This window comes from Mycobacterium sp. SMC-16 (genome assembly GCF_046250085.1).
Taxonomy (GTDB): domain Bacteria; phylum Actinomycetota; class Actinomycetes; order Mycobacteriales; family Mycobacteriaceae; genus Mycobacterium; species Mycobacterium phocaicum.
Genome location: NZ_CP176427.1, coordinates 5,035,027 through 5,054,084, shown reverse-complemented (window position 1 = coordinate 5,054,084; position 19,058 = coordinate 5,035,027). Strand labels below are relative to the sequence as shown.

Genomic DNA, 19,058 nt, shown 5'->3' with positions numbered 1-19,058 from the left:
GTGCCAGGCTACGCAGGTGAGAGTGCTGCTGGTCGAAGACGAGCCCATGCTGGCCGAGACGATCACCGCTGGGCTGCGCGCCGAAGGGTTCGTCGTGGTCGCGGTGGCCGATGGTGCCGAGGGCCTCTGGCAGGCCACCCACGAGCAGTTCGACGTCATCGTGCTCGACATCATGCTGCCGGGTCTCAACGGCTACGAGGTCTTGCGCAAGATGCGCGCCGCACACATTTGGACGCCGGTGCTGATGCTGACCGCCAAGGACGGCGACTACGACCAGACCGACGCCTTTGATCTGGGCGCAGACGACTATTTGACCAAACCCTTTTCGTTCATGGTGCTCACCGCGCGCTTGCGGGCCTTGATTCGCCGCGGCGCACCGCAGCGTCCCGTCGTGCTGACTGCCGGCGACATTTCACTGGACCCCGCGCGCCGGACCGTGCACCGGGGTGGCGAGGACGTCTCGCTGACACCGCGAGAATTCGCGCTCCTGGCATACCTGTTGCGCCACAAGGACACTGTCCTCACAAAAACCCAGATCCTGCACAACGTCTGGGACAGTCACTACGACGGCCCCGACAACGTGGTGGAAGTCTATGTCGGCTATCTGAGACGCAAGATCGGCTCGGAGGCGATCACCACGCTCCGTGGCGCAGGCTACCGGCTCGAATCCGGCGAACCGGCAAGCGGCAACTGAACCGTCACCACGGTTCCTGCGCCAGAGCGTCGGTCCTCGATGCTGACCGAGCCATCGTGGGCGGCCACGATCTCGGAGACGATCGCCAACCCCAACCCGGTACCACCACCACGCCGGGATCGGTCGGCGTCCAGCCGGAAGAACCGCTCGAAAACCTTGTCCCGTGCGGCGGCAGGGATTCCCGGGCCGTCATCGATCACCTGCACGACGGCGTTGTCACCCTCGGCGCGCACGACGATGGTCACCTCGCTGGTGGCATGGCGGGCCGCGTTGTCGGCCAGGTTGCGCAACAATCGCACGAACCCGTCCGGATCGACGCTGGCCTTTACCGCCGAAAGATCGGAGACTATTCGCAACGTCGTTTCCCGTTTGAGTCGTGCCGCCTCCGCAGTCGCCAGATCGTCGAGATCGGTCTCGACACGACGCAGCGGCAAGCCGCGTTCATCGGCGCGCGCCAGTAGGAGCAGGTTCTCCACCAGGGTCTGCATCCGGCGTGCTTCCGGCAACAATGCGTTGGTCAGCAGCGTTCTGTCGAGGAGATCGGGGTGGGTGGCTCCGATCTCCAACGCGGACACCACCGTTGCCAGCGGGCTCCGCAGCTCGTGGGATGCGTCCCCGACAAACCGTCGTTGCGCGGCATGGCCGGCCTCGATGCGGGCCAGCATGTCGTTCATGGTCACCGCCAGCGCGGAAATCTCATCCGACCTGCGACCGACGGGGACCCGCTCGCCCAGATCGAAGGCACTGATCGCCGACACTCGCGACCGGATGGCCTCCACGGACCGCAACGACCGGCGCACCAGCAGGTATGTGACGACTCCGGCCACCACAGCCACAACCGGCGCCGTGATCGCCAGCATCTGCCCGGCAGTGCCGATCATCTGCTCGATCGGCTCGATGCCCCCGCCCACAAGTACCGTGTACTGCCGCCCCTTGCGGGATGCCACTGTGATTGTGCTGACGCGCACGTCGTCGTCATCGGTTGCCAGCACCCCGACCTGGGCACCTTCGTGCGGCACAGGAATCAACGGGGTCTGCGGTGCGCTGTCGGATCGCTCCACCACGGTGCCGGCGGCGTCGGCGATCTGCACGGCCACGATCCGGTGATCGGTGTGCATCAATACCGATTCCACCTCATCGGGTGGTTCCTTGCGCAGCACATCGGCCACCGCCTGGGCGCGGGCCTCCGCTGCGTTGTCCACGTCGGCGCACATCATCCGGTACAGCAACAGCGTCGAGGCCGACCCCACGATCACGAGGCCGGCCAGCACCACCGCCGCGGCCACCAGCGCTGAGCGGACCGCAATGCCGCCGAACCAGCCACGCCACCGGCCTGCGAAATCCCTCAGCGCCACGCGGCGGCTCACTCGGCGCCCTGGCCTTGCAGGCCCCTCAGCGAGACCCACCCACGACCGACCCACATCGCTCCATCATTCACTGCCGTCTCCGGCAGCGATGTCACAGCGTGCGTCCTCGGCGGCGCGCGATGTCATTGCCCATCCGAAATCCATTTCGGTGCAGGCGAATTGAACAGAGATTGCCGCGTGGACGGCAACCGCACGCTCACTGCATTGGTGCACGCGCCGCGTTCACCCAAGGCAAGTGTCCCGCCGTGAGTGGCGATGATCCGAGCAGCCAACTCCAGACCGGAGTTGCACTTTGACGACATCCGGCCGGTGTCGGCGACCGCGATATGGGGGCCGTCGTCGCGGATGATGATGACCGCCTGAGCATCTCGGCGGTACACCTCAAGCTCGATCGCCGATACGGCGTTGCAACGTGCATGTTCGACCAGCGCAGTGACCGCCCGGTTCAATGTCGTAGCGTCACCCACCACGTAGGTCGGCTGCAGGTCGGTTCGGATCGACAACCCAGTGTTTTGCCGCAGCCGTCCAGCATGCTGGACCAACACATCATCGAGAAAGACCATTTCTCCTTCTCGGCTCACGGCGTTGTCCTTTCTGGTCGTGTGAATGACCGGCGGCCGAGGCAACATGCTTGCCTTCGGTCAGGTGTGGCGCTACGCCGGGCATATACCTCCCGACCGTAGGAGCCACGACCTGAAGACACGCTGAGAACGATCAGAAATTAGAGTTCGCCAGCACGGCTGTGCCGCCCGTATTCGTACCCGCGTGCGGTGGGACGCTATCGGAGATCGACGGGAACTGCGTCAGTGGTGCGTTGTAAGTCGCGGGGGGCGAGTTCGATTTCGATTCCGGCTGCTCCGCCACCGACCAGAACGGTGTCATAGGTCAGCGTGTGTTGCGCGATGACGACGATGAAACTGGGGTCCAGGCCCAGTGGTGATACCCCGAGTCGGGGGTAGCCGGTAGTCGCTTCTAATTGCACGCTGCTGGCGACTTCGATTCTGCTGCAACCGAGTTCGGTGGCAACACGTTTGAGGTCTACCCGAATGTTCACCGGGCAGGTGACGGCGATCAGTCTGCCCGTGGAGTGTTCGTGGCAGATCAGCGTTTTCATAATCCGGTCCACGGGGTAGCCCAGCGCGGCTGCGAAGTCCGTCGGCGATGAGATGGGGCCGGGCAGGGCGGCGTGATCGTGCACCCGGTGCGTCACCGCGGCAGCGGCCAGGTGCGCGCGCACTCGCGCGTGCAATTCTGTCATTGATGTCCTGTCTCGTGAGTGGTATCAGTCGTTGAGCAACAGGGTGTTCAGACGCCGGTGGGTTTCTAGCAAGCCCTCGTGGTCGTCGGCGCAGCCACGTGCCATCAGCAGGTAGCCGTAGGAGCCGTCGCGCAGGTCGACTTCGGCGGTCATTGACCGTAGCGCAACGTGTTCGATGCCGGCGACGGTGCGCAACTGTGCCGACCAATCCGGTCGTAGTCGGACTCGTTGGCCGATCGGCGGCTGGAGGGCCAACTGGTAATGGACCCCGGCTGCGTTGCCCGGCCTCCGGTCGACGATCTGTCCGGCGGCCGAGTTCAGCGCGCATTCAAAAAGGTCGATGCCGGTTTGTGCGGCAACCAGGTCGGTGATGCCGCCGCCGGGAACTCTCCCGTTCACTTCGATGATGTGGGGCCCGGTCGTGGTCAGTTTGATCTCGATGTGTAGGCAGCCGCATTGCACGTCGAGTGCTAGTGCTGCCTTTAGCGCCACGTCTGCGACGTCGTGTCGCTCGACTGGGCTCAGTATCGCCGGGAGGAAGGCGCCGGTTTCTCGGAATGGTTCGGCTAGGGGCATGCGGCCGGTGATTGCGAGGACCGAGGGCAGCCCGTTGTCCACCACCACTTCAACCGAGACGTAGTCGCCGACGCCGCCGCGATCGGTTGGTGGGAAGTCACCGAGGAGTTCTTCGATGATGGTCGGTCGCCATGGGTTGGCGTGGCATCGGATTGCCAATTCTGCTGCCAGCGCCGGGAAATCGGGAATGCAGATGGTGTCGCGGCCCCCGTGCCCCGACGCCGGTTTCACCACGACCGGGTAGGTCAGCTTCTTGAGTAGTTCGTCGGCGCTGGTTGCCCTGGCCGGGCTGTCGATGCCGACAAACCCGGGTCCGGGTACGCCGGCATCGGCCAGTGCGTGGCGTTGGGCGATTTTGTCGACGAGTAGCCGTGCTGTGCAGGCATGGTTTGCTGGCAAACCAATATTCCGTGCCAGGGCGGCGGCATGCTCGATGCGTGAGTCGGCAAATGTGGTGACGCCGACGACATCGTGTAGTGTGAGCTGCGCGGTCACCTTCTCGGTGGAACTGCCGTCGGTAATGACAACGCTTCCGAATCGTCTGAGTATTCGTGCGTCGGTCTGACCGGCTAACCAGACGAGGTGAATCCCGTTTCGTGTCGCCGTCTCTGTGAGTATGAGCAGCGGGACCGAGTCGGGTTCATATACGATCGCGATTCGACGTTCGGTGGGCACTGACATGGGTGTTTTCACCCTCCACGGGGATATCGCGACAGCTGCGGCGGTTAGCAGAGACAGGGAGATTGTGCACATGGCGGTCACCCTGCTTGACGGTCTTTGCAAATTATCTGACGGCGACGATTCCGACAACGAAACGTCAGAATTTGCTCACCTGCTGCGCGGTTGGATTCGTGAGTACCTCATGGAACCGCATAGGGACCTGGGGCGGGCGGGACCGGTGTGCCCTTTTGCCCGCGCCTCGTTGGATCAGGACATGCTGTGGATTACCGCGGTGCACAGCGAACTACCGGCATTCTCCAAGTTGGTAGCTGAGCTGCACACACTGCGTGACACATTCCTGGAGCTGGAGCCGGCTGATGGCCCCGAGAGCCTGCTCAAGGCGGTGTTCATCGTGTTCCCCGATCTGACCGACGTCGCCGTCATCGATGCGGTGCAACAGGCACTCAAACCCGAATTCGTTGACGCCGGCCTCATGGTCGGCCAGTTCTATGACGGCTGCACCGAGCGCGGTCTCTGGAATGCCGACTTCCGTCCGCTGCAGTCGCCCGTTCCGCTCCTCGCGATACGGCACATGGTGGGCAGTGACTTCGCTTTTCTCAACACCTCGCCGGCCTGGGTCGAGGCTTACCTGCGACGGTTCGCGCCGACCGTCCCCTCGCCAGTGCGCGCGGCCTTAGCGGACAGATTCAGCGACCCGACCCCGCCCGGCTGAAACGCAGAGCCTGGCGTTCGCGTCGCGGACAAGAGCCCGCCGCGGCGGGGCCGTTGACCAAAAAGCGTTCGATCACCGGTCCGCATAGGTGAGCATGGTCCGCTAGGTAGGAGTATCGGCTAATAACTTAGCTCATATCATTCACAGTTAATTTCTGTTCGACACTCGTCAGTGGTCCTCTCGGAGTTGTGGCCGCACCTCCGGGAGGAGTCGTCTTCTCGCGGATGCGTCAAGTGCAGTTCGCGGATATTCGTCAGTAATACGTGTTCAAGACCGCCGATGATGTTGGGATGACCCGGCGGGTGGTAGTGAATGGCGCGATCGGTCGTCGGCGCGCGATCAGAACTTCTTTGCGACTTCTTTGCGCCCAGAAGTTGAATTAGCACTGCATCAGTGATTTGCTAGAAGTGCTAGCGCCAGTCATTTTTCGCAGGTGGTTGGTGGGGTTTGTCGCGCGACGGCGCGACGCGGGGAACGGTGTTCGCGCACCGGCTGACGGGACTGATGCATGGCAGGGAAGTACTTCGCCGACTCGGCGGCGCAGCGGTATGCGCAGACGCTCAAGACCGCCCGATCATTGCAGAGAGGCTTGGCAGGGGTCGTCCCGACTGTCGTCGGGCAGTGTCTGTCGGCCCCGATGGGAGCGTGACGCATGCATAACAATCATGCGACGGGGCACGATTCTGGTACCTCGTGGAATGTGTCAGTCGGTGCATCGGCAGCCAGCTTCCGGAGCCTCAGCGAGACCAGCCCTTACGCCGTCCTGGTGCACGATCGTGGACGTGTAGTGTACGCCAACGCCGCGGCGGCGAGTTTGACGATGGCCGAGTCGACGGGGCAGATGGTTGGCGCTCATCACCGACTTTGTGCATCCCGCAGCAATTTTGAGCGCCTTGACCGCTCCCGGCGACTCAGGCCAGGCATCGGCACCAGTGATGTCGGTTTTGCTGCGCTGCGATGGAACCACGCTCGACATCGAAGCCACCACGGTAGCCACCCCGTGGGAAGGTCGCCCCGCCCATCAGACGGTGCTGCGAGCGGTGACCACGCCAATAGTGTTGCACAGCAATACAATTAACCACGAACTGCATGTCCGGCATGCGCCGGAGGCCATCATCACCGCCACCGTCGACGGCCTGATCACCGGATGGAACATCGCTGCCGAGCGGCTGTTCGGGCGATCAGTCGCCGACTCCCTCGGGCAGCTGATCCGCGACGCGCTCGGCGTCGAACTCGATGTGGTTGCCATCGCCGCAGAGGGACGTGCCCGCGACCTCACCTGATACACGTTGACAGGAGGGCCTGTGGCGGTGCGTGTCTCTGTCGCAGCGGTCGACACCGGGTACATCCTCATCTGCACCGACCGCGCCGACGCGCTCGATACCACACAGCACTATCAGTCGGTGGTGACATCGCTGGACCGCGGCATCGTGGTCATCAATCGTGACGGCACCATCGCCTCCATCAATCCGGCCGCCATCCGCATCCGCGGACCCGGGGGCGGACGCTTTCCTAGTACACATGCTGAGCGCGCGCTGGACTACCCGGTTTCGACACCGAGGGAAACATGGTGCCTGCCCCGCAGCGGCCGGCCAACATCACCTTGCGCACCGGGCAGCCCGTCTACGCGCAGGTTCTCGGCCTGCGTCGCGACGATGGCCATCAATCCTGGATTTCGTTCACCACAACCTTGCTCAACCCCGATGAACCCGAACGTTCGCCGATTGTCATGTCGCTCACTGACGTCACCACCGAGCACCTGACCAATCTGCATCTGCGCCGCGCGGCGCACCACGACACGCTCACCGGGCTACCCAATCGTGGCCGCGCCCTGGCGATGATCACTGCGGCCATGACGCCCAGCGACCACCCTCATCTGGCGGCGCTGATGTTCATCGACATCGATCAACTCAAACGGATTAATGACTCGCTGGGGCACCACGTTGGCGATGTGGTGTTGCAAGCCTGCGCTGAGCGTCTCCAGGGGGCGATCCGCGCGACCGACACCCTCGCCCGTGTCGGCGGCGACGAATTCGTGGTGCTCGTCGCTGCACCAGCCAGCGCCGCAGACCTTCAGCAGATCGCTCGGCGGCTGCACCACGCCCTCGAGAACCCAATCGTCACCGATGAGCACACCATCGCCGTCAGCGCCAGTATCGGCGTTGCCGGCGTCGACCCGACCCGGCCAACAACGCCCACCGATCTTCTACGCCAGGCCGATGCCGCCATGTATCAGGCCAAAGCGACAGGTTCGGGCGAAACCCGATTCTTGTCGGTACATTCGGCCACCCCTCGGCACCGATCCGACGCAGACCCGCGTCATTCCTCTACGCCGCCCGAACGCAGGTTGTAGGTATGCGGCGGGAAACGTAGGCCATTCTCAGCTTGCTCGGCGCGCGCGGTACATCGCCTTGTCGGCGCGGTGCACGCTTCCATCGGAAAGCGTTTGCCCTTCCATAGTGGTGCGATCGCCTCCTCATCGGCATAAAGCACTGATCCCCGTCACGTAGCGAGCCAAACGACGCGAGAGCCTCAGCATGTACCTTCCCTGCCATCGCGATGGGCGTTGCCGCCCTTGCGTTTTGCTTCGAACTTGGCGTGATCGGTGTCCTCGATGGCGGCATCGACAATGGTCGACCGCCGCCTCGATGCCGCACCCGCAAAAGAAGATGCCGTCCGCAGAAAATGGAAACCACCCCGTCTTTTCACGATTGGCCGAGCATAGATTTGTTTGCAAAGTCGACTCTCTGCCGCGCGTTTCCATTTTCGTGTAGCGGAGAACATGGAGTGGCGCATGAGGCGTATGAGACCGATTAAAAATATTCAATCGCGATAGTTAATAAACCTTCTTCCTGCAAACTGCAAATATTTACTATGCAGTAGCAATATCAGCACTCCACGTGCGTTTATGCGGATTTTTTGAGGAATCTGTTGGCTAGCCCGGATTTTTCGTGAAATGTTGTGGGTGTCGGGTGTAGATAAGCGAAAGTGCCTGTCCTGCAAGGGATAATTGGACTTCTCGACGGTTCAAATATCCTGACTGGAAGGCACTTCGCAGGTGAAGAATATCGCGGTGGCATCGCGGGTGAAAGTCTCGGCCGACGGCCATGGTGTCGTGTCGCATGCCGGGATGGGCATACTGCGTGAGCTCGCCGACCGGACGGGGTTATCGGCGCAGGTTACCGCCGCGTTGGCGGACACCTACCGCGGCCCGTGGGTGTATGCGCCCGGGGAGGTGTTCGCCGATCTGGCGGCCGCGGTGGCCGACGGGGCGGACTGCATTGACGGGGTCGGCCAGTTGTGCGGTGACCGTGAGCATGTGTTCGGCGCGAAGGCGTCGACGACCACGATGTGGCGGTTGGTCGATGAGCGCATCGATGCCGCGCACCTGCCTGGGGTGCGGGCCGCACGGGCCGCTGCGCGGGCGGCGGCCTGGCAAGCCGGAGCCGCCCCCACCACTGATGGCTGGCTGCATATCGACATCGACGCCACCCTGGTGATCGACCACTCCGACAACAAAGCCGGGGCTGCCCCGACCTGGAAGAAGACCTTCGGTCTTCATCCGCTGCTGGCGTTTCTGGACCGCCCGCAGATCGCCGGCGGGGAAGCCCTGGCCGGGATGCTGCGCACCGGCAACGCCGGCTCCAACACCGCCAGCGACCACATCATCGTCCTGGAGCAGGCGCTGGCCGCCCTGCCGCCGCGGTGGCGGCCCGACCCGGACCATCCCGACGACCCCGATAAGCCGAACGTGCTGGTGCGCTGCGACACCGCCGGAGCCACCCACAAATTCGCCGAAGCATGCCGTGCGGCAGGGGTGGGGTTCTCCTTCGGGTACCCCGTCGATTGGCGCGTCCAGGACGCCGTGGACACGCTCAACCTCGGTCAGGGATGGTATCCGGCGATCGACACCGACGGCGGTATCCGCGACGGGGCCTGGGTTGCCGAGGCCACCGACCTGGTCAACCTGGCCTCATGGCCGACCGGGACCCGGCTGATCCTGCGCAAGGAACGCCCCCACCCCGGCGCGCAGTTGCGGTTCACCGACGCCGACGGCATGCGGGTCACCGCGTTCATCACCGACACCCCCGCCGGCATCGTGCCCGGCCAAGTCGCCGGTCTGGAGCTGCGGCACCGTCAGCACGCCCGCGTCGAAGACCGTATCCGCGAACTGAAGGCCACCGGCCTGGGTAACCTGCCGTGCCACGGTTTCTGGGCCAACGCCGCATGGCTGGAAATCGTGCTGGCCGCAGCCGATCTGGTCACCTGGTGCCGGCTCATCGGATTCAGCGACCACCCCGGCCTGGCCCGCGCCGAGATCACCACATTCCGCTACCGGATCCTGCACGTCGCGGCCCGTGTCACCCGCGGCGCACGCCAACTGCGACTACGTATCGATGTCACCTGGCGGTGGGCATCGCAGATCGCGGCCGCCTGGCAACGCATCCGCACCGCCTTCGGATAGAACCCCGGCCCATCTGACCGATCGACTATGAAAGACCAACTGGCCCTGGAAAGCCCGCCCGCCCGGCGACACGGGACCGATCAACCACGCCACCACACGAAACCCACTACCCAGCAACATAACTCGACATCAAACCGAGCCCACACCAATTACCACGAAAAATCCGGGCTAGTGGGCAAACATGGTAATTTCCAATAGGCCGAGCGCGGGGCGGCAAAACGCTCTGAATCCAAAGGGGATTCGATCGTGTCCAAGCATCGCAAACAAAAGTCCGGCAGGACCTTGAGGTCCGTCAATTATCTCGCGACCGGTGCCTTGGGCGTCGCAGCCGCGAGTGCCGGCATCGTAATGGCGATTCCGCCAGGCGCGGTGGACGCGCTCACAGCGTCGCCGCGAGCGGTTGAACTCACCGATTTCAGCTTCCCGCTGGCGCCTGCGCAGGATCCGAACAACCCCTTGTGGTGGTTGACCGGGTTGTTCGGGGCGAACGCGTCGCCGCCGGGACCGAAAGCGCTCATCAAGCCGTTCGCCCCGACGACGCCGGACCCATTGGACAGTCCGTGCGGTCTGATCTGTAACGGCGCGGCAGGTACGGCTGCGCACCCGAACGGCCAAGCCGGTGGCATCTTGTTCGGTGACGGCGGCGCAGGCTGGGACAGCACCGATGCAGGAGTCAACGGCGGTGACGGCGGCGCAGCAGGTCTGCTGTTCGGTAGTGGCGGCCGAGGCGGCAACGGCGCCGACGGCACCGACGTCCTGGCCGGCAGTAACGGCGGCAAGGGCGGAAACATGGGTCTGCTCGGGCTGTTCGGGACCGGCGGCAAGGGCGGTAATGGCGGCGCAGGTGGCTTCGGTGCGACTGGCGTCACCGGCGGCGCGGGCGGTGACGGCGTTGCTGGCACCGACGGCGCGACCGGTACGGCAGGTGCGACCGGCGCTACCGGAGCCGCAGGCGCAGCCGGCGCGGCAGGTACCGCGGGCACCGCGGGAACTGCGGGCACTGCCGGCGCGACCGGCTCCAAGGGCAGCGACTTTGTATTGATCGGGTTGAAGGGCGGCACTGGTGGCACCGGTGGTGCGGGCGCCGCGGGTGGCGCGGGTGCTTCAGGCGGCACTGGTGGTACCGGTGGCACTGGCGGAACCGGTGGCACCGGCGGAACCGGTGGTGCCGGTACGCCGGGCGGCTCCGGCGGCGGCGGTGGTGCCGGTGGGACGGGTCTGCAGGGTACTGCGGCCGGTGCCGGTGGTGCCGGTGGTGCCGGTGGCAGTGCCGGCCTGCTCACGTTGTTCGGTGGCGGCGGCCAAGGTGGTGACGGCGGTATTGGTGGCACCGGCGGAACCGGTGGCACCGGCGGTTCGGGTGGCACCGGCGGCACGGGTGGCAATGGTGGCAATGGTGGCGCAGGCGGCAATGGTGGCGCAGGCGGCACGGGCGGTTCCGGTGGGACTGGTGGCACGGGCGGTACCGGCGGTACCGGTGGCACCGGCGGTACCGGTGGCGCCGGTGGCGACGGCATCTCGCCGATTGCCCCGCTGCCCTTCGCGATCGCAGGTGGTGCGGGTGGCACCGGCGGTGCGGGTGGTAAGGGTGGCACCGGCGGTACGGGTGGTACCGGCGGCGCGGCCGGCGTTGGTGGTGCCGGTGGCGGCGGTGCAACCGGTGGGCCGGCGGTGCGCCTGGTGCCGGAGGCAACGGCGGCCAGGGCGGCGTGGGCGGCACGGGTGGTACCGGCGGCGCTGCGGGCGCCGGCGGTGGTGGCGGTTTGTTGGGCGGCTTGGGAATTGGGTCCGGCGGCACGGCCGGCAGCACAGGTGCCACCGGCGCGAAGGGTGCGACAGGCGCGACCGGAGCGACAGGCAGCACCGGCGCAGCCGGAACGCCCGGAAAGACCGGCGCGTCCGGAAGTACGGGCGCCACTGGCGCCGGTGGCACTGCGGGTGCGGCAGGAAGCGCCGGACACACAGGTGCTGCCGGCAGCGCGGGCAGCACCGGCTCCGCGGGCCATGCGACGTTCGGTGTGAGCGGCGGCGCTGGTGGTGCCGGTGGCGGTGGAGGTGCCGGCGGTGCAGGTGGCGCCGGCGGATAAACCGCGAACGATCAACCGCCCTTGATGCAGAACACCTCGTCAAGGGCGGTTGTTCGTGGCCCAGCTGCGGGTTTGGCGTCCAGACGCCATAGGTCGATCATCGCCGGACCGCGGGTGGCGTCATCGACGACGACGTATCGGTGGCCTTCAGCGGTCCGCAAGACTATGTCGTTTCGTGCGTACACGCCGGAGATGGATTGTGCGTCAGCGAAGTTGACGCCTACCTGAACGACGGTCGGCTCGGCGTTGAGGACTGCCCGCATCCTGCCGACCAAATTCTCGGGGGCGAAGAACAGCCACCCCTGGTCGAGATGGAACCAGTAGCGGCCATTGATGTGCTCGCGCAGTGCGCTGAGTTCTGCCAGTGGTTCCGTCGAGGGGTGTGATCGACGAATTCTAGGAAGGGGTACTGCTCCAACAAGAGTGCCCGGTCTCGGCCGGCGAGACCGGTGTCGAGCACCAGGAATCGATGTGCCTGGCCTACGTCCAGACAGCAGTTCATGAATGTGTTGAGCGCCAGTTGGGTTGTTCGGATGTCCGGTCCCGCGAGCAGGCTGATCGTCACCGCGGCACCCCGCTGGTGGCTGGACATGTTGTGTACCAATGCTTCAGGGTATGCCGACGCGGCTTCGAGCAGCGCCGGAACGGACTGATCGCGGTTCCTCGCTATTCGGCTGCGGTCCTCGCCGTTGATGTCAGTACGGGCGAGCAGCTGACGGCACAACGCAAACGATTCTGCGTGCCGGCCGGTCCATGATGCGCAGACGGATTGTTCATCGAGGGCACGCCATTGGTAGACGGACGAATCGACGAACAGGATGTCTGCCTCCGGAAGCGGTATCTCCGCTGCGCATCGTGCGAAGAGATAACCGAGCTGATACTCGCCCCGGGCACGGTACTCGGCGGCGATGGCATGTAGCGGCTCAGCGCGGGTAGGCCGGAACGCCCAAGCCCGCAGGTAAGCATCCAAGACCTGCGGCCACGGTTCGCCCAGGCGGCACATCGACCGGGCCACCTGGCATAGGGCGTAAAACGTCTCTTCGTCCCAGCCGCCCATCTCGGCGCGCCGGCCCGACCAGATTCGGGCGTTGGCGAAATCACCCAGGTTGAAATAGCTTTCGGCGAGGTAGAAGGCCGAACGTTCGTTCGTCGGGTCGCGCTGCACCTCCACCAGCAACAGGTCGCGATCCCGCTCGTACTTTCGCGGATCGTTGTTACGGGCGCCGAGTCGGCGGGACTCGATGAAGTAGTCGCCTTCGAGGCGCTCCTCGTGGAACGGCTCAGTGCAGTCGGCGTATTCGTGGACGACGCCGATGTATCGCCACGGGAGGCCGTCGCGAAATAGCTGCCGCCGCCAGTACAGCAGCCCGTCGCTGATCCGCATGGAGTAGACGTCGGCGGAGAGTCGCGTGAAGTCGGGCCGGCCGCGGACGGTGTCGTCGGCGTCCATGACCCAGATGTAGTCACTGTGGCCATGGGCGAGCTGCAGTGCTTCGGAACGGTTTTCGCCGAGATTGCGCCATCTGCGTTCGTGGACCTCCCCGGGGACTCCGAGATGCGCCATGTGATTTCGGATCGTCTCCTGGGTGCCATCGGCGGAGCCGGTATCCACGATGACCCAGTAGCTGATATAGGGCGCGACCGCATCGAGCACCTCGGTGACGATGTGTGCTTCGTTGCGCACGATCATGTTGAGGCAGATGGTCGGCCCGGGTGGATTGTCCACTGAATCCGTATACCCGATTTCGGTTGATGTTTGCTGCGCTTCCACCGAAACGGTTCAGCTCATCCACTGCGGGCGTTCGGGAACGGCCACCAGCTTCGCCATCTGGCCCGGTGCATCGGTTTCTGTGAGCCTGCACGCTACGGTGGTGCCCATGGTCCGCACCCGCGTCGCGCTCGCGCTCGTGCTGGCGGTCGGCATCTCGGGGTGCGGCCGATCGGAGCCTACGGCCGATGACTTCGCCGGCGAGCTGTCCAAGAGCGTGACGGTCGAGGCGACGACCGGTCACCTGGCCAAGCTGCAGGCCATCGCCGACGCTCACGGTGGGAACCGGGCGTTCGGCACACCTGGTTACGACGCGAGCGTGGACTACGTCGCGAATGCGCTGCGCGCCAAGGGTTTCGACGTCGTCACTCCGGATATGGAAGTCAAGGTGGCGTACAACAACACGCCTGAACTGACCGTGGCCGGCACGCGGATACCGACGCGGGCGCTCGAGTACTCGGTCGGCACGCCGGGGCTCACGGCGCCGCTGGTGCCGGTCAAGGGCGGCCCCGGATCAGGCTGCAACAGTGCCGATTACGACGGCCTGCCGATCAAGGGCGCGGTCGCGCTGGTGGACCGCGGCACGTGCCCCTTCGCGGTGAAGGAAGCGACCGCGGCAGTCCACGGCGCGGTCGCGCTGGTGGTGGCCGACAACAAGGACGATGTCGACGACGCGGGCATCCCCGGGCGCGGCGGCACCCTTGGCGCCAAGGCGACGGTGAAGATTCCCGCGGTACTGATCTCGAAGGCGGCCGGGGCTCGGCTTCGGGCCGCCCCGGGGCCGGTGTCCCTCAAGCTGGACGCCGGTGTGCGGGTTGAGCACACCCGCAACGTGATAGCCCAGACCAAGACGGGATCCGAGCATGACGTCGTGATGGTCGGTGCACATCTGGACAGCGTCAAGGAGGGGCCCGGGATCAACGACAACGGCTCCGGCGTGGCCGCGGTCCTGGAGACGGCTTTGCAGTTGGGCAGCGCCCCGAAAATCGCGAACGCGGTGCGGTTCGCGTTCTGGGGCGCCGAGGAGGAGGGCACGATCGGCTCTGACCGATACATCGAATCCCTCGACGTCGAGGCGCTCAAAGACATTGCGCTGTATCTGAATTTCGACATGCTGGCCTCGGAGAACGCCGGCTATTTCAGTTACGACGGCAACCTGTCCGGCCCGCCGCTGGCCGACGACCTGGTGCCGCGTATCCCGGAGGGCTCGGCGGGAATCGATCGCACCTTCACGGCGTATCTGTCCGATGCCGGTAAGCCGCCTCAGGACTACCCGTTCAACGGACGGTCGGACTACGACGCCTTCACCAAGGCCGGTATCCCGGCGGGTGGGTTGGGCACCGGCGACGAGGAAAACATGAACGACGAGCAGGCCCGGCTGTGGGGCGGCACCGCCGGAAAACCTTTCGACTCCAACTACCACAAGAAGACGGACGACTTGGCGCACATCAACCGCACGGCAATGGACATCATGGGTCGTGGAGTGGCTTTCGGGGTGGGGCGGTACGCCCAGGATTTGAGTGGCCGCAACGGCGTTCCGGTCCGCGATGACCGGACCCGGCACGTGGTCTCGGCATCATGAGGCGGGCACTGGCCGCCGGGCTGCTGACCGCTGTTCTGGCGTCGTGTGCACCACCGCCGCAGCCACCGGCCCCACCGCCGCCGCCCGCGCCTGATCTCGCGCGCGATCTGGCCGGCAGGGTGGGCACCGACGGCATCTACACGCATCTGAGGAAGTTCGCCGCCATCGCGGCGGAGAACAAGGGCACCCGCGCCGACGGCACCCCCGGCTACCAGGCCAGCGTCGACTACGTCGCGAACCTGCTGCGGGACAAAGGGTTCGACGTGCAGACCCCCGAGTATGTGCGCGTGGAACGCGGTGCCCCCGGCAATCCGGTGCTCGACGTCGGTGGCCGTCGGTGGGGGGTCGTGCAGGCCTCGCTGTTGACGTCCACGGCGCCCGGCGGCCTGACCGCGCCGACGTTGCACCCTGTCAAGCCGGCCGGTTGCGCTCCGGACGATTACGGCACCCTCAACCTGCGGGGAGCCATCGCGGTTGTCGACGACGCGGTGTGCTCGGTGGTCGACAAGCAGAATGCGGCGGTGGCCCGCGGCGCGGTCGCGGTGCTGGTGGTCAGCCCGCCCAGCGCGAACGGCGCCCCGCGCGGGCTGTTCAGCCCCGGCTACTACGAACACCTCAACACGCCGGTGGGCATCATCGGCAAGGACGCTGATGCCGTACTGCTGAAAACCAACAGCCCGGTGAAGCTCACCCTCGACGCCAAGAACACCGGTGTGAAATCGCGAAACATCTTGGCTCAGACCAAGACCGGTGATCCGCACAGCGTAGTGCTGGCGGGCGCGCACCTCGACAGCGCGCCGACGAGCGCGGGCATCAATGACGCGGCAACCGGGGTGTCGGCACTGCTGGAGACGGCCGCAGCGCTGGGCGGCTCGCCGAAGATCGAGAACGCGGTGCGGTTCACGTTCTGGGGTTCGGGCGCCGTGGGTCAGGAAGGCGCCACCAAGTACGTGCGCGGGTTGGCTGCCGAACCGCTGAATGACATTGCGCTGTATCTGGATTTCGACATCCTCGGTTCACCCAACGCCGGGTTCTTCACGTTCGACGGCGACCAGTCCGGCCAGGCGAACCCTGAGATCCCGCTTGACGCGGTGCCCGCCGGGTCGGCCGGGCTCGAGCGCACGCTGGCCGGATATCTGTATCTCGCCGGCAAGCGGCCCGCCGACATGACGATGGATCTGGGCAGTGGCTACGGTCCGTTCCTCACCGCCGGGATTCCGGTCGGCGGCATCTCGACCGGCACGTCGCAGCGGAAATCACCGATCCAGGCGCGCTTGTGGGGCGGACAGGCGGGCGCCGCTTTCGATCCCGGGTACGGGCCGAAGGGCGATACCGTCGAGCAGCTGAACCGCGCGGCGCTGGCCGTGACCGGACCCACCGTCGCGTTTGCGGTCGGCACGTACGCGCAGTCGCTGACGGGCCCCAACGGTGTGCCGTTGCACGACGAACGACACCGGCAAGCAGGCAAGTAGCCGAGTTTCACAGCTACTGCATAACTGGAATCGCCGTTCCTGTGAGTCCGGTTGCCAGGTTGCCGGGTTAGTAATGGTGCCCATGAAAAGCACCTATCGCCGTTGGTCGGCCGTTGCCGGCACCGTGACTGTCGTGGCCATGGGCGGGCTGACCGTCGCCTGTGGTTCGCAGGGCAACAACGCGCCGGCCACCGTGACAGTCACCCCGTCGAGCACCACGACCACCACGACGACGGCCAAGCAGCACCACGGCGGTGGTGGCGGCGGTAGCGCGGGCGGCGGTCAGCAGCAGGCGCCGGCGCCCGCTCCGGAGACGGTGACCAACACCGAGACGGCCACCCAGACCGAGACCCAGACGCAGACCGAGACCTCGACGTCGGTGCAGACCTCGACGGAAACGTCGACGTCGGTGCAGACCTCGACGGTCTACCAGCCGCAGCCGCGCGAGCGCGGCGGCTTCAACAACTTCGGGCCGCAGCAGCACTGATCAGGCCCTGAGTTAGGTCCGTCACTGCTTGTATGCAAGCTTGCATGCAAGTTGCTACTGTCGTCCCGTGGCCATTGATCAGACTCCCGCCAGCGAGCGCGCCTACCGTGACACCAAGAGCAAGATCCTGGTCGGCGCGGTCAAGGGCGGGCAGCTGCTGAGCGAGGTGGAAGTCGCGGCGGAGCTCGGCGTGAGCCGGACACCGGTGCACGAGGCCTTCCTGCGTCTGGCGGCCGAGGACCTGCTCGACCTGCTGCCCCGGCGGGGCGCGGTCGTCGTACCGATCCCACCGCGTGAGGCCACCGACCTGCTCGAGATGCGCCTGGCGCTGGAGGGCAGTGCTGTGCGCCGCCTCTGCCGTTCTGAGGCCACCGCGCAGGCAGTGGCTGCCGAACTCGCCCGGCTGATCGACCAGCAGCGTGGCGCGGCCACCGATCTGGCGCGCTTCGCCGAGCTCGACGACGCCTTCCACCGGCACATCGTGGACTCCGCCGGCAACTGCATCGCGCAGCGGTTCTACGGCTCGTTGGGCGACCGGCAACGCCGCATGATGGCCGACGCCGTGCAGGCCGACCAGACGCTCGTCGAACGGCTCATCGCCGAACACGCCGAGCTGGCCCAGGCCATCGACGTCCGCGACGCGACGGCGTTCGACGCCCGCCTGCTGGCGCACCTCGAGTCGACGTACGAGGTGGTGCTGCGATGAGTCGCGCCCGTGTGAAGCCATGGCTCGCCGTCGCCGCCGGTGTCTTCTGCATCGGTTGGGGCGGAAACCAATTCACCCCGATGCTGATCGAATACGTGCACCGCGCCGGATACTCGCGCGTGGACGTCGACGTCCTGCTGGGCGCCTACGTGCTGGGCCTGATCCCCGGCCTGCTGGTCGCGGCGGCCATGTCGAACCGGTACGGCCGGCGCCCATTGATGGTCGCGGGCTTGATCAGCTCGGCGCTGGGCAGCCTGATTCTCGCGACCGGTGAATTGGGCGGATTCCCAGCGCTTTTCGTGGGCCGGCTGCTCTGTGGCTTGAGCGTGGGTGTCGCGATGGCCGTCGGCTCCACCTGGATCGCGGAGCTGTCCGCGCCGCCGTACGACACGGCCGCGGCCGGTGCCGGAGCGCGCCGGGCCTCGATCTGGCTGTCACTGGGCCTGGCGATCGGTCCGCTGTGCTCGGGCCTGCTCGCGCAGTTCGCGCCGCTGCCGTTGACCCTGACGTACCTGGTGCAGGCGGCGCTGTGCGCGCCCGCGCTGTGGCTGGTGCTCTATCGGACGGTGGAGACCAGGAGCGCCCGCGTCAGCGGAGACCTGTTGTCCCAGTTGCGGGTTCCGGCCGCGACGCACCGCCGCTTCGTCCGCGTGGTGGCCCCGATGGCGCCGTGGGTGTTCGGCTCTGCGGCCATCGCGTACGCCATCGTGCCGGCACTGGTCGCCGATCGGCTCGGCCCCTGGGCCCTGCTGTACACCGCGGGTCTGACGGTGCTGACGCTCGCCTGTGGCGTGCTGGTGCAACCGATCGCCCGCCGGTTGGACGACCATTCCAGCGCCCGCGCGGTGGTGGTGTCGATGGTGCTGATGTCGGCCGGGGTGTTCGCCGCGGTCGCCACGGCGGTGACGCGCTCACCGGCCATCGCGGTGCTGGTGGCCATGCTGCTGGGCAGCGCGTACGGCATCGCCATCGTGTCCGGGCTGCTGGAGATTCAGCGCATCGCCGAACCCCACGAAATGGCCGGGGTGTCGGGCGTGTACTACTCGCTGGCGTACGTCGGCTTCCTGCTGCCCGCCGTGCTCGCCGCGCTGGCCCACTACGTCAGCTACCCGGCGATGCTCACCGTCGTCGGCCTACTGGCGGCAGTGTGCACCGTGATCTGTGCGGCCGGCTGGTCCAAGCACCTGCCGGCCCGCGCCTAGA

The 19,058-nt window shown here is 66.0% G+C and carries 16 protein-coding genes and 2 pseudogenes; 12 read left to right on the top strand and 6 right to left on the bottom strand.

The window, feature by feature from the left end; all coding sequences use genetic code 11:
* Positions 1-16 precede the first annotated feature (16 nt).
* The gene (locus ACJEIK_RS24630; RefSeq protein WP_061003619.1) at positions 17-694 is read left to right on the top strand and encodes a response regulator transcription factor; all 678 of its coding nucleotides are present in this window, start codon (positions 17-19) and stop codon (positions 692-694) included.
* Here the strand turns inward: ACJEIK_RS24630 and ACJEIK_RS24625 are convergent.
* The 4 genes from ACJEIK_RS24625 to ACJEIK_RS24610 all read right to left on the bottom strand — a co-directional run bounded on the left by ACJEIK_RS24625 (position 655) and on the right by ACJEIK_RS24610 (position 4,576).
* A complete protein-coding gene (locus ACJEIK_RS24625; protein ID WP_276555120.1) occupies positions 655-2,043 on the bottom strand; it encodes a HAMP domain-containing sensor histidine kinase in 1,389 nt (462 codons plus the stop codon). The genes ACJEIK_RS24630 and ACJEIK_RS24625 overlap by 40 nt on opposite strands.
* Positions 2,044-2,183: 140 nt before the next feature.
* On the bottom strand, positions 2,184-2,642 hold the full coding sequence (locus tag ACJEIK_RS24620; RefSeq protein ID WP_138250719.1) for a hypothetical protein: 459 nt from the start codon (positions 2,640-2,642) through the stop codon (positions 2,184-2,186).
* Between the two features lie 197 nt (positions 2,643-2,839).
* A complete protein-coding gene (locus ACJEIK_RS24615) occupies positions 2,840-3,319 on the bottom strand; it encodes an aminoacyl-tRNA deacylase (RefSeq protein ID WP_064860937.1) in 480 nt (159 codons plus the stop codon).
* A gap of 24 nt (positions 3,320-3,343) precedes the next feature.
* The gene (locus ACJEIK_RS24610; protein ID WP_073694771.1) at positions 3,344-4,576 is read right to left on the bottom strand and encodes an acetyl-CoA carboxylase biotin carboxylase subunit family protein; all 1,233 of its coding nucleotides are present in this window, start codon (positions 4,574-4,576) and stop codon (positions 3,344-3,346) included.
* A 70-nt stretch (positions 4,577-4,646) separates the two neighbouring features.
* Here ACJEIK_RS24610 and ACJEIK_RS24605 point away from each other — a divergent pair, with 70 nt between their 5' ends.
* The 6 genes and pseudogenes from ACJEIK_RS24605 (at position 4,647) to ACJEIK_RS24580 (ending at position 11,840) form a co-directional block, all read left to right on the top strand.
* A complete protein-coding gene (locus ACJEIK_RS24605) occupies positions 4,647-5,288 on the top strand; it encodes a DUF6875 domain-containing protein (RefSeq protein WP_064860949.1) in 642 nt (213 codons plus the stop codon).
* Between the two features lie 652 nt (positions 5,289-5,940).
* Positions 5,941-6,069 (top strand): annotated as a pseudogene (locus ACJEIK_RS24600) (hypothetical protein); the annotation flags it as partial.
* 64 nt (positions 6,070-6,133) lie between these two features.
* Positions 6,134-6,571 (top strand): PAS domain-containing protein, encoded by a 438-nt coding sequence (locus tag ACJEIK_RS24595; RefSeq protein ID WP_131808858.1) that lies wholly within the window; start codon positions 6,134-6,136, stop codon positions 6,569-6,571.
* A gap of 287 nt (positions 6,572-6,858) precedes the next feature.
* Positions 6,859-7,641: a GGDEF domain-containing protein gene (locus ACJEIK_RS24590; protein ID WP_162563441.1), complete on the top strand. Its 783-nt coding sequence runs from the start codon at positions 6,859-6,861 to the stop codon at positions 7,639-7,641.
* A gap of 705 nt (positions 7,642-8,346) precedes the next feature.
* Entirely contained in the window at positions 8,347-9,753 is a 1,407-nt protein-coding gene (locus tag ACJEIK_RS24585; RefSeq protein ID WP_135357696.1) for an IS1380 family transposase, read from the top strand.
* A 348-nt stretch (positions 9,754-10,101) separates the two neighbouring features.
* A pseudogene (locus tag ACJEIK_RS24580) lies at positions 10,102-11,840 on the top strand (PGRS repeat-containing protein).
* Positions 11,841-11,851: 11 nt separating this feature from the next.
* Here the strand turns inward: ACJEIK_RS24580 and ACJEIK_RS24575 are convergent.
* Together ACJEIK_RS24575 and ACJEIK_RS24570 are read right to left on the bottom strand one after the other, a co-directional pair.
* Positions 11,852-12,001: a hypothetical protein gene (locus ACJEIK_RS24575; protein WP_234785527.1), complete on the bottom strand. Its 150-nt coding sequence runs from the start codon at positions 11,999-12,001 to the stop codon at positions 11,852-11,854.
* 59 nt (positions 12,002-12,060) lie between these two features.
* On the bottom strand, positions 12,061-13,566 hold the full coding sequence (locus tag ACJEIK_RS24570) for a glycosyltransferase (RefSeq protein WP_286150109.1): 1,506 nt from the start codon (positions 13,564-13,566) through the stop codon (positions 12,061-12,063).
* 151 nt (positions 13,567-13,717) lie between these two features.
* On the opposite strand from ACJEIK_RS24570, the gene ACJEIK_RS24565 reads away from it, so the two are divergent.
* From ACJEIK_RS24565 to ACJEIK_RS24545, 5 genes are all read left to right on the top strand, one after another.
* Positions 13,718-15,190, top strand: coding sequence for a M28 family peptidase (locus ACJEIK_RS24565; protein WP_406785176.1), 1,473 nt, complete (start codon positions 13,718-13,720; stop codon positions 15,188-15,190).
* Positions 15,187-16,662 (top strand): M28 family peptidase, encoded by a 1,476-nt coding sequence (locus ACJEIK_RS24560; protein ID WP_409430425.1) that lies wholly within the window; start codon positions 15,187-15,189, stop codon positions 16,660-16,662. The genes ACJEIK_RS24565 and ACJEIK_RS24560 overlap by 4 nt, the downstream gene beginning before the upstream one ends.
* A gap of 82 nt (positions 16,663-16,744) precedes the next feature.
* Complete coding sequence (locus tag ACJEIK_RS24555; RefSeq protein WP_162563420.1) at positions 16,745-17,149, top strand: hypothetical protein; 405 nt, start codon at positions 16,745-16,747, stop codon at positions 17,147-17,149.
* Between the two features lie 67 nt (positions 17,150-17,216).
* Complete coding sequence (locus ACJEIK_RS24550; RefSeq protein ID WP_260936730.1) at positions 17,217-17,855, top strand: GntR family transcriptional regulator; 639 nt, start codon at positions 17,217-17,219, stop codon at positions 17,853-17,855.
* Positions 17,852-19,057, top strand: coding sequence for an MFS transporter (locus tag ACJEIK_RS24545; RefSeq protein WP_409430424.1), 1,206 nt, complete (start codon positions 17,852-17,854; stop codon positions 19,055-19,057). Before ACJEIK_RS24550 ends, ACJEIK_RS24545 begins: the two co-directional genes overlap by 4 nt.
* The last annotated feature ends 1 nt before the right edge of the window (position 19,058 follow it).